A 2,496-nucleotide genomic window follows, 5' to 3' on the forward strand; every position below is an offset into this window, starting at 1 on the left:
GTGGTGGCGGCCGTGCAACCCCCCACACGGCCGCCACCACCGTCCCGTCATCCGACCGCAACTCCGGGCCATGTAGTAGAGGAGGACCAGCATGCGCAGGGCCGCCGCGCGCGACCTGCTGCGCCCCGCCGCGCAGCCGTCCCCCTCCCTGCGGGCGCGCTGGCGCGACGACGACAGCGGCGACGCGAGCATCCAGATGGTCATTGTGATGCCCTTCGTCATCCTGTTCGCAGTGCTCATCGCCCAGACCGCGATGTGGTACTACGCCCGAGAGATCGCCCAGACCGCGGCCCGCGAAGGCGTGAGCACGGGGCGCACGTACCACTCCTCGGTCGGGGCGGGCACCTCCCGCGCCTCCAGCGTGGCCTCCGACCTGGGCAGCGGGACCCTGCTGGGCCCGCGCGTCTCCTCGGCCGGCTCAACCGCCGACCGGATCACCATCACCGTCAGCGGGCACGCTCCCTCGATCATCCCGGGGATGAGCGGGATCTCCATCAGCCAGAGCGCCTCCGGGCCCCGCGAGAACTGGAGGCGGCTGTGATCCGCGCCCGTCTGCACGCCCTGCTCGGCGAGGACGGGGACGAGGGCTCGGCCGCCATCTCCGCCGTGATCATCGCCCCGGTGCTCATCGTGTTCCTGTGCCTGGTCATGGCGGCCGGCCGGATCGTGCTGTCCAGCCAGGTCGTCGACGACGCCGCCGAGGACGCAGCCCGCGAGGCGTCCTCGGCCGCAACTCCCGGCCAGGCCCAGTCCCGCGCCTACCAGGCCGCGGTCGACGACTTCAACCACGAAGGCCTGCACTGCACCCCGCAGGTCACCATCAGCACCGGCCGCTTCCCGCAGAAGGCCGGCCAGTCCGGCTACGTGACGGCCACCGTCACCTGCCGGGTCAACCTGTCCGACCTGGTGGGTGTCGGGATCGGCACCAAGACGATGCGCTCGACGTGGACCTCCTACGTCGACACCTACGAGCAGCGGGGATGAGCATGAGGACGTACCGACTGCTGCCCGAGGAGCGGGACGCCGGCGACATCGCGATCTTCGCCGTCATCGTCATCGGCGGGCTGCTGCTCCTGCTCGCCCTCGTCGTGGACGGCGGCGGGAAGCTGACGATGAAGGAGCGAGCCGACGCCGCCGCCCAGGAAGCCGCGCGTGCCGGTGGCGAGCAGATCGACGCCGGTCAGGCCATCCCGGGCAACGCCATCGTCGTCGACCCCGGCGCCGCCACCCAGGCCGCCTACGCCTACCTGCAACAGGCCGGCTTCTCCCGCGGCGCCAGCGTCGAAGTCACCGACGGCGGCCGCCAACTCGTCGTCGACATCACCACCAGCTACAGCTCCGTACTCGGCATCGGCTCGATGCCGGTACACGGCCACGCCACCGCCACCCTGGTCTACGGCGTGACCACTCCGAAGGGACCGTGACCCGATGCCGAAGACGCCGTACAAGCTCCGCCTGCGGCGCGGCCAGACCGCGCTGGACGTGCTGCGCGCGCTCGGCAGCCTGGCGCTGCTGATCGTCCTGCTGGTCGGCTTGCCCGCCGTCCTGTACGTGGCGGCCGTACGGTTCGGGCCGGCCGGAGTGGATCAACTGTCCTCCTTCAGCCAGATGTTCACCAGCCCGGACACCGGCTCGGCGTTCCTGCTCGCCCTGGTCGTGGTCGGCTGGCTCGGCTGGGCGTCCTTCGCCGTGTCGGTCCTGATGGAGATCCCCGCGCAGTTGCGCGGGCGCGTGCCGCGGCACCTGCCCGGCCTGGGCTGGAGCCAGCACATGGCCGCCGCCCTGATCGGCAGCATCCTGATCATCGGACCGACCACGAGCGCCGCCCTCGCAGTCGGCACGCCGGTCACCTCCGCGGCGCACCAGGTGGCCGCCACCGCTCCGGCGCAGATCCACACCGCCTCGGTCGCCGACGTCACCAGCACCGATCAGTCCGCCCACCACAACACCTACACCGTCCAGCAGACCCGCCCCGCACAGAGCCTGTGGAGCATCGCCGCCGCGCGGCTCGGCGACGGCTCGCGGTGGGAGGAGATCGCCCGCCTCAACCAGGGCCGGACCATGGTCGACGGCGAGGTCTTCCACGCCGGCGCACCGATCCAGCCCGGCTGGGTGCTCATCATGCCCGACGACGCCGACAGCGGACCCGAGCCTCAACTCGACACGACCACCGAGGCATCCGCACACACCGTCACGGTGCACCCCGGCGACACCCTCTCCGGCATTGCCGAGGACGAACTCGGCAGCGCGAGCGACTACCCGCAACTGTTCGCCGCGAACCAGGGCCGGGCCGAGCCCGACGGGGCCCACCTGACCGACCCCGACCTGATCCGTCCCGGCTGGGAGCTGACCGTCCCCGAAACCGGCTCGGCAGCCGGCCCCAGCAAAGGGCACCACCAGAGCACCGGCCGGCAGGAGGGCCACGACCACCACGGGCAGGACCAGCAGGCCGGCCCCGGCTCAACCGGACACAGCGACCACGGCGCGGACGAGAAC

4 protein-coding genes are annotated in these 2,496 nt (G+C 71.9%); all 4 read left to right on the plus strand.

Annotation, left to right across the window (positions count from 1 at the left end):
• The first annotated feature begins 91 nt into the window (after window positions 1-91).
• Window positions 92-541: a TadE family protein gene (locus AC13HU_RS35560; protein WP_483046131.1), complete on the plus strand. Its 450-nt coding sequence runs from the start codon at window positions 92-94 to the stop codon at window positions 539-541.
• On the plus strand, window positions 538-984 hold the full coding sequence (locus tag AC13HU_RS35565; RefSeq protein ID WP_483046132.1) for a TadE/TadG family type IV pilus assembly protein: 447 nt from the start codon (window positions 538-540) through the stop codon (window positions 982-984). Before AC13HU_RS35560 ends, AC13HU_RS35565 begins: the two co-directional genes overlap by 4 nt.
• Entirely contained in the window at window positions 981-1,424 is a 444-nt protein-coding gene (locus AC13HU_RS35570) for a pilus assembly protein TadG-related protein (RefSeq protein WP_483046133.1), read from the plus strand. The genes AC13HU_RS35565 and AC13HU_RS35570 overlap by 4 nt, the downstream gene beginning before the upstream one ends.
• 4 nt (window positions 1,425-1,428) lie before the next feature.
• Window positions 1,429-2,496, plus strand: a 1,068-nt coding sequence (locus AC13HU_RS35575) for a LysM peptidoglycan-binding domain-containing protein (protein ID WP_483046134.1), incomplete at its 3' end; no start/stop codon positions are given.

This window comes from Streptomyces sp. NH27 (assembly GCF_056859195.1).

What these genes read in the sequence shown, in the direction of transcription:
- AC13HU_RS35570 (WP_483046133.1), top strand. Translation starts at nt 981, where the DNA reads ATGAGCATGAGGACGTACCGACTGCTGCCCGAGGAGCGGGACGCCGGC.
- AC13HU_RS35560 (WP_483046131.1), top strand. Translation starts at nt 92, where the DNA reads ATGCGCAGGGCCGCCGCGCGCGACCTGCTGCGCCCCGCCGCGCAGCCG.